Here is a 7827-nt window from a genome sequence, read left to right as displayed (position 1 = left end):
TCATGAACATCACCTGCACGGCGCTCCCCGAGACGCTGCTCGAGTCGGAGCTCTTCGGCCACGAACGCGGCGCCTTCACGGACGCGAAGCAGCTCAAGAAGGGGCTGCTCGAGCTGGCCAACGGCGGGACGGTGTTCCTCGACGAGATCGGCGACATGGGGATGACCCTCCAGTCGAAGATGCTCCGGTTCCTCGAGGAGAAGGCGTTCAAGCGGGTCGGCGGCAACATGGACCTCCGCGTGGACGTGCGCATCATCGCGGCGACGAACAAGGACTTCGAGAAGGCGATGAAGTCGGGGGCGTTCCGCGAGGACCTCTACTACCGCCTCAAGGTCGTCCCGATCTACCTTCCGGCGCTGCGCGAGCGGAAGGAGGACATCCCCGAGCTCGTCGGCCACTTCGTCGAGGTCTTCAACCGCGAGTTCCGCAAGAACACCCAGCGCGTCACCCCCGAGGCGATGAGCTGCCTCGTCCGCTACGACTGGCCGGGGAACGTGCGCGAGCTCAAGAACGTGATCGAGCGCGTGATGATCCTCGAGAACCGGGAGGAGATCGACGTCACCGACCTTCCCGAGGAGATCGTCCAGGGCTGGGAGGGAGGCGACGACGAGGCGGCGGAAGGTGCGGTCGGCGCGGCGCTGTCGGCGTCGGGGCTGTTCGTGCTTCCGGAGGAAGGGGTGTCGCTGCGCGACCTGCAGCGCGAGTTCGTGCGCCAGGCGCTCGAGCGTACCGGCGGGAACCAGACGCGCGCGGCCCGGCTGCTGCGCATCAGCCGGGACGCGCTGCGTTACAAGATGAAGACCTATGGACTCTCGTGAGGGCGGGGGGCGCCCGATCGTCCTCCTCCTCGCCCTCCTGCTCGCCGCGCTTCCGCTGACGCTCGCGACGCGCGCCTACGACCCGTTCCTCCTCCCGCAGTTCGCCCTGCTCGTCGCCGGCACGGGCTTGCTCGCCGGTCTGACGCTCTGGCGCATGGCGCGAGGGGAGGCTGGCCCCGGATTGCACTGGAGCGACGTCGCTGCGATCGCCTGGGCGGTATGGGCCTGCGCGAGCGTCGTGTGGTCGGGGAGCCCTGCGGTGAGTCTCTGGGGGGAATACGACCACCTCGACGGCGCCTTGGCGCAGGTCACCGGCGTGTCGCTGTACCTGGTCGCTCGCTGGAACGTAAGGTCGCGCGAGGACGTCCGAGTCCTCCTGCTCGGGCTCACGGCGGGGGCACTCGTGACCGCGATGATCGTCGCCTGCCAGTCGGCGGGGATCGACGCGCTCGCCCGCCTGTCGCTGTTCGGCTCCCAGGGGCGTTTCTCGGCGGCCATGGCCAACCCACTGGCGGCGGGTGCGGCCGTCGCGTTCGTCATCCCTCTGGCCTGGGGGCTCGCGCTCTCCGGCGACGCCCGGCGTGTGCGCCGCGAGGTCGCCGTCCTCTGCGGCGTCGGGTCGGCGGCGCTGGTCACGTGGACCGTCCTCTCGATCTCGCGGGCGGCGCCGCCGGCGGAGCTCTCGCTCGCCGCTGTCGGACCGTTCGCGTTCCTGATCGGTGGAACGGCCTCCCTCCTGCTCGCACGATGGGGCCGCGACCGCGGGGCGCGGGGCGCATGGCTCTTCGGGGTGAGCGCGCTCGCGGTGCGGGCCCTCGTCGACACCGGCAGCCGCGGCGCGCTGCTCGGCGCGGCGGCTGCCGTCGCGGTCGGCCTGACCTTCCGGATGGCGCGGGGGGGGCGCCTCGCGCCGGGGGTTCGAGCGATCGGGTTGGCGATCGTCGGTGCGCTGGTCCTCGTGGTGATCGCCGGACGATCCGCCGGGGGGGCGCGCCTCGTCGACTCGGCGTCCCGTCCGCTGGCCGCGATCGTCGATTCCCGGCTCGACCTCTGGTCGGCGGCGGCGTCGATGTGGAGGGAGCGTCCGCTGACAGGCCAGGGCGCCGACATGTACATGACGCGTTATGCAGCTCACCTCGCGACCCGGCGATCCAAAGACTCCGTCGACGATCGCGTGGGGCAATCGGCGCACAACGAGATGCTGCAGGTCCTGGCGACGCTCGGCCTCGTTGGCGCGGCGATCGGGCTGGCGCTCCTCGCAGGTCGGGCGTGGCCGGCCATTGTGGCAGCACGCGCCGAGGGGATCGACCGCGCCGCCGCGGTGGCCGTACTCGCGGCGGGGGCGGGTTACCTCGTCTACCTGCTGCTCGGGATCGCGACGCCTCCGCTTCGTGGATGGTGGTGGGCGTTGCTGGGGTCGGCGTCCGCGCTCGGATCCGACTCGACGACGCAAGCTCGAGCGCCGGTCCGCCGTCCCCTTCGCGCCGCGTGGGCCATCGCGGCGGTCCTCTGCCCGCTCGCCGCAGCCTGGGTCGCCGGCACCTGGATCGGGGCGGACGTCCGTCACGCGCGTGCCGTCGAGGCCGCCGGCAGGTCGGCGCGTGCGGCGACTCGGGACGGGGGTGCCGCCGCGCACCTCCCCGAGCTCATGGACGAGCTCGCGCGGCTGCGCCTCTCGTCGGACGCAGAGATTCGTTCGCTCGCCGGGCACCTCGAATCCGCGGGCAGCACGTGGCTGCGCACGAATCCCGGGGGACGGCCCGTCACGGTCGGACAGGACGAATTCCTCCACCGAGTCGGGGAGATCGGTTGGCTCCTGGTGGCCGTCGCCCGCGAGGCGGACGCCGTCGGCACGCGATCCGGCCAGCCCCGCTACTGGAGGACACTGGGAGACCACCAGGCCGCGCTCGCCACGGTGTTCCTCCGATCCGGGGAAGAGTCGCCGTGGATGGACCGCTCCGTCGCCGCATACCGGCGAGCGACGGAGCTGAATCCCGCGGAAGGTTATGCGTGGGCCGGGGAGGCTCGCCTCCGGTGGATTCGCTACGAATTCCTCGGCGTGGAGACGGAGGCGGAGGAGGCGTTGCTGGCCTACCGCGAGTCCTTGCGCGTGACCCCGAACGCGCGCGCCGTCGCGGCGGACTATCTCGCGTTGTGTCGAATCCGGGATCGGTCGGGTGACGCCGATGTCGCACTTGCGGCGGTTGCGGCGCACGACGCGCAACTCGCGGTGCGTGTGAGGCTCGACGCCTCCAGGACTTTGATGCGCGCGGCGGTGGCGCGACGGCTTCGCGGTCGGGTCGACGAGGCGGCGGCGCTTCGGCGGGTGGCGGGGGACTACGCCGCTGCGGCCGTGCGCCTTGCCGGGAAGGGCCCCGAGGCGTCGTTCGCCCTGGCCATGGTGGACTGCGACTGGGGGGAAGTGGCCTCCTGTCGGACGGCGTTGGAAGCAATCCTGCTCGCGGACCCTGGGTTCGAGCCCGCTCGGCGCGTTCTCGAGTCGTTGCCTCGATGAGCCGATGTCAAGTGCGCGGAAGCCGCAACTCGGGATACTCCGTCACCCGGAGGGCTGACCTTGCTCCCGAGCGCGAAATCCAGGCGATTCCGAGTTGCGATGATGGCACTCCCCATCGCACTGGGAATCGTTCCATTCGCGCGAACCCTGACGCACGATCTCGTCTGGGACGACCACTACGTGGTCTCCCAAGTCGAGGACGCCTACGCGCGTGACGGAGTAACCGGCGTCTGGAAGGCGCCGTTCCTCTCCGATCCGGACGTGGCCGCCGTCTACTACCGGCCGATCGTCAACCTGAGCTTCCTCGCGGACGCACGCGTTGCCGATCGTGCGCCGTGGCCCTTTCACGTCACGAACCTGCTCCTTCACGTGGTGGCATGCCTTCTCGTGTTCGGTCTCGTGCGCCGGATCTTCTCGGATGCGGTCGCGGGAGCGGCCGCCGCAGCGCTCTTCGCCGTGTTGCCCGTTCACGTGGAATCGGTGGCGTTCGTGTCTGCTCGAACCGATCTCTGGGGTGCCGTGTTCGGGTTCGGATCGCTGCTGGCCTGGTACGCCGCCGGATCCGCCGTGAGTGGGTTTCGACGCGTCGCGTGGCTTTGTGGTTCGGTCGTTCTGTACGCGGCGGGATGCCTGGCCAAGGAAGTCGTCGTCCTTCTGCCGATTCTGGTGATGACGTGGTCCTTCGCATCGTCGCCCCGATCGGCGGCGCGTCCGCTCGATCGGGCGCGACGAGCCGGCCTGGTGGCGTTGTGCATGCTCCCGGGTCTCGCGGCGGTACTGGCGTTTCGCGCCTGGGCCGTCGGGGGGACCGGCGCTGGTGAAGGTTGGACGCCGCTCGCCTTGGCCGAACCGGGCTTGGCCGGACGAGGCTTCCTCTGGATGTGCCGGCTGCTCGCCGCGCCCTGGCCGCACAACGCGCTCTATACGCGGGACCAACTGGATGTCACGGTTACGACCGCGATCGTCGGCCTGCTGGCCGCAGGAGTCCATCTGACGCCTTTCCGTTACAAGGGCGTTCGCGTTGCCTGGCTGGCGGCGCCGTGCCTCCTGCTGTTCCTGCTCCCCGTGCTCGCGGTGCCTTCGGACACGACCGTCGTGATCGCGGAGCGGTATCTGTACCTCCCGTCCGTGGGTCTGTGCATCCTGGCGGGTGCGGCGTTTTCGTGGGGGGTCGCGCGCCGGCCTCGCGAGACGATCGCCGTCGGATCCGCGGTCGTCGTTGCCTTTGCCGTCGTGTCCTTCGTTCGCGCCGGGGTGTGGGCCAATGACGACGTCCTGACCGAGGATCTCGTCCGGAAGGCGCCGGGGGCGGCGCTCGCCTGGGACATGCGTGGTCAGGTGAGGCTGAAACAGCAGCGCTACGACGAGGCACTCGCGGCATTCGACCGGGCCGTGACACTCGAGCCCGCCGACGCCGCGTACCACAACGACGCCGGGATCGCACTCCGACGCCTGGGGCGTCCGGATCTCGCGGTGATCGCGTTCCGCAGATCTCTCGAGTTGAATCCGGACGCAACCGGCGTCCGGCTCAACCTCGCGTATGCGTGCATTTCACTGCGGGATACGGCTTGCATCGAGGATCAGCGGCAGGCGCTGGCCCGGCAAGATCCGTCCGCGCTGCAGGACCTGGATTCGGTTCTGCGCGGAGGCCAACAGCGCCTCGGCCGTTGAGGACCCCGCTACGGCCGCGCCACGACACGCCCCGGCCGGGATCCCACGGCCGGGACGCGCCGTCCGACGTGCGGGAACTACTGACGGGCCTCGACGGGGCCGCCGTCGCCGGGGTAACAGGGCTTCGGGGCCTTGGCCCGGTCGGCGTAGCACTGGTTCGAGTAGGTCACGCCGTCCGCGCAGACGACGGGATCCCAGACGTCGAGGCAGACGATGTCGCCGCCGCCCCCGCCGCCCGGCCTCTTGCCGGCCAGGGCGGTCGTACCGACCGCGATCGCGCCGAGGACGAACGCACCGAGAACGAACCGGATCGCGAGCTTCTTCATGAAACCCCCCTTTTGTGGGTTGCGCCGGGCGTCCTGCCCGGCACCGTGCCACGAGTTGATACCACAAGAGCCGTTCCGGGAGGAAGCCCTACCGCCGGGTGAGCTCGAACCGGGCCGTCCCGACGGGTGTGCCGCCGTCGACCGACTCCCAGGACTCGACGAGCTTCCCGCCGTCGAGGGTGAGGGTCACCGCGTGCATGTAGCTCCCCTTCTTGGGGATGTTCGTGCCGCCGGCGAACCTGAAGGCGAGGACGTTCCCGTCCGCCGACGCGAGCTTCATCCGGGGCTGGTTCCCTCCGGCGCAATAGTGGGTCACGACGACGTCGCTCCCGTCGAGGTGGTAGAGGTTGACCATCTCGTGGGGCGTGCCGGGGAACATCGTCTCGTGCACCGCGCTTCCGGCGGCGACCACCTTGAACACGACGCTCGCGTCCGAGCCGGGACCGTCCTCCGAGATCGCCTTGCCGGTCCAGGTTCCGGCCAGGGACTTCAGCTGCTCGAAGGCGGGGTTCGTCGCCGACGGGGCGGGATGTTCGTGCTCGCCGGCCGGGGCGGGCGCGCCGAGAAGGAGCGAGGCGAACGCGATCGCGAGCTTCATGGGAACCTCCTTGCGGGAAACCCCCGGATCCTACGCCCCCGGGAGGGGCCCGGAGAAGGGCCCCTGCGGCGAACGGGACCGGACGTGCATAATCCCGGCGCTTGTTCACCGACCTGAGATCGTTTCTCGAGCAGCTTCGCCGCGACGGCGACGTCGTCGTCGTGGAAGCCCCCGTCGATGCCCGCCTCGAGGCGCCCGAGATCCACCGGCGCGTCATCGCCGCGGGCGGTCCCGCGATGCTGTTCACGAACGTGAAGGGGGCTTCCTTCCCCCTCGTCACGAACCTCTTCGGCACCCCGCGGCGCGCGGAGCTGGCCTTCGGTCGCCGCCCTCAGCGGCTCATCCGCCGGATCGTGCAGCTCGCCGAGACGTTGCTCCCGCCCACCGCCGGCAAGCTCTGGGGGGCGCGCGACGTCCTCCTCGAAGCGATGCGGATCGGGATGAAGCGGCGGGGCGCGGGGCCGGTGACCGAGGTCGTGACCCCGGACGTCGATCTTTCGCGGCTTCCCGTGCTGACGACGTGGGAGAAGGACGGCGGCCCGTTCGTCACGCTGCCGCTCGTATTCACGCGCCACCCCGACTCCGGGGCGCCCAACCTCGGGATGTACCGCCTGCACGTGCACGACCGCCGCACGACCGGCATGCACTGGCAGATCGGAAAGGGGGGCGGCTTCCATCACGCCGTCGCCGAGTCGCGCGGCGAAGCGCTCCCGGTGACGGTGTTCCTCGGCGGACCTCCCGCGCTGATCCTCGCCGCGATCGCGCCCCTTCCGGAGAACGTGCCCGAGACGATGCTCGCCTCGTTGATCGCCGGCGAGCGGATCGCGACGTGTCCGGGGCCGGGAGCGCACGACCTGATCGCGAACGCGGAGTTCGCGCTCGTCGGGTCCGTCCCTCCCCGCGTGCGTCGGGCCGAGGGGCCGTTCGGCGATCACTACGGGTACTACTCGCTCCGGCACGACTATCCGGTCTTCGAGATCTCCCATCTCGCCCACCGGAGGGACGCGATCTTCCCGGCCACGGTCGTCGGCAAGCCGCGCCAGGAGGATTTCTTCATCGGCGATCTCCTGCAGGAGCTGCTCTCCCCGCTGTTCCCGCTCGTCATGCCCGCCGTCGAGGATCTCTGGTCCTACGGCGAGACGGGGTACCACGCGCTGGCGGGGGCGGTCGTCAAGCAGCGCTACCGCCGCGAGGCGATGGCGTCGGCGTTCCGGATCCTGGGCGAAGGGCAGCTGTCGCTCACGAAGTTCCTGCTCGTCGTGGACCGCAAGGTCGACCTGCGCGACTTCAAGGCGACCCTCGAGCACGTGCTCGCGCGCACCCGCCCGGAGACCGACCTCTACGTCTTCGCGAACGTGTCGATGGACACCCTCGACTACAACACCCCCGTCGTCAACGAGGGCTCGAAAGGGGTCTGGCTCGGGCTGGGCGATCCCGTCCGCGAGCTTCCGCGCGACTTCGCGGCGGCGGAGCTCCCGGCGGGCCTTCGGGACCCGCGCGTGTTCTGCGGGGGATGCCTCGTCGTGGGCGGCCCGGCGTACGCGGCCGAGCCGGGCGCGGCCGCGCGCTTCGCGGCGCACCCTTCGCTGTCGGGCTGGCCGCTCGTCGTCGTCAGCGACACCCCGGAGCGTGCGGCGGCGTCCCCGATGAACTTCCTCTGGACGACGTTCACGCGCTTCAATCCGGGGTCCGACATCCACGCCGCCTCGAAGACGATCCACCACAACCACATCGCCTACGGCGGCCCCGTCGTGATCGACGCGCGCCTCAAGCCGGGCTTCCCCGACGAGCTTTTCTGCGACGCGCCGACGGCGGAGCTCGTGGGCCGGCGATGGAACGAGTACTTCCCGTCCGGGGGCGTCGAGATGGGGGATTCGGCCCGGGCGCACCTGGACTGAA

6 protein-coding genes are annotated in these 7827 nt (G+C 70.5%); 4 read left to right on the top strand and 2 right to left on the bottom strand.

The window, feature by feature from the left end:
• From VF139_13945 to VF139_13935, 3 genes are all read left to right on the top strand, one after another.
• Positions 1-818, top strand: an 818-nt coding sequence (locus tag VF139_13945) for a sigma-54 dependent transcriptional regulator (GenBank protein HEX6852495.1), incomplete at its 5' end; no start/stop codon positions are given.
• Positions 805-3333, top strand: a complete 2529-nt coding sequence (locus tag VF139_13940) for an O-antigen ligase family protein (protein ID HEX6852494.1) — start codon at positions 805-807, stop codon at positions 3331-3333. The genes VF139_13945 and VF139_13940, both read left to right, overlap by 14 nt.
• A gap of 102 nt (positions 3334-3435) precedes the next feature.
• Positions 3436-5004 carry a tetratricopeptide repeat protein gene (locus VF139_13935; GenBank protein HEX6852493.1) on the top strand — a complete coding sequence of 523 codons (1569 nt, stop codon included), beginning with the start codon at positions 3436-3438 and terminating at the stop codon, positions 5002-5004.
• Positions 5005-5081: 77 nt separating this feature from the next.
• Here the strand turns inward: VF139_13935 and VF139_13930 are convergent, their stop codons facing one another.
• Together VF139_13930 and VF139_13925 are read right to left on the bottom strand one after the other, a co-directional pair.
• Positions 5082-5330 carry a Kazal-type serine protease inhibitor gene (locus tag VF139_13930; GenBank protein ID HEX6852492.1) on the bottom strand — a complete coding sequence of 83 codons (249 nt, stop codon included), beginning with the start codon at positions 5328-5330 and terminating at the stop codon, positions 5082-5084.
• An 88-nt stretch (positions 5331-5418) separates the two neighbouring features.
• On the bottom strand, positions 5419-5928 hold the full coding sequence (locus VF139_13925; protein HEX6852491.1) for a hypothetical protein: 510 nt from the start codon (positions 5926-5928) through the stop codon (positions 5419-5421).
• 101 nt (positions 5929-6029) lie between these two features.
• Here VF139_13925 and VF139_13920 point away from each other — a divergent pair, with 101 nt between their 5' ends.
• Entirely contained in the window at positions 6030-7826 is a 1797-nt protein-coding gene (locus VF139_13920) for a UbiD family decarboxylase (GenBank protein ID HEX6852490.1), read from the top strand.
• The last annotated feature ends 1 nt before the right edge of the window (position 7827 follow it).

This window comes from Candidatus Polarisedimenticolaceae bacterium (genome assembly GCA_036376135.1).
GTDB lineage: Bacteria > Acidobacteriota > Polarisedimenticolia > Polarisedimenticolales > DASRJG01 > DASVAW01.
Note: the sequence above shows the minus strand (reverse complement) of the source record. Positions and strands in the feature narration are given on the sequence as shown.

What these genes read in the sequence shown, in the direction of transcription:
- VF139_13940 (HEX6852494.1), top strand. Translation starts at nt 805, where the DNA reads ATGGACTCTCGTGAGGGCGGGGGGCGCCCGATCGTCCTCCTCCTCGCC.
- VF139_13935 (HEX6852493.1), top strand. Translation starts at nt 3,436, where the DNA reads ATGGCACTCCCCATCGCACTGGGAATCGTTCCATTCGCGCGAACCCTG.
- VF139_13930 (HEX6852492.1), bottom strand. Translation starts at nt 5,330, where the DNA reads ATGAAGAAGCTCGCGATCCGGTTCGTTCTCGGTGCGTTCGTCCTCGGC.
- VF139_13925 (HEX6852491.1), bottom strand. Translation starts at nt 5,928, where the DNA reads ATGAAGCTCGCGATCGCGTTCGCCTCGCTCCTTCTCGGCGCGCCCGCC.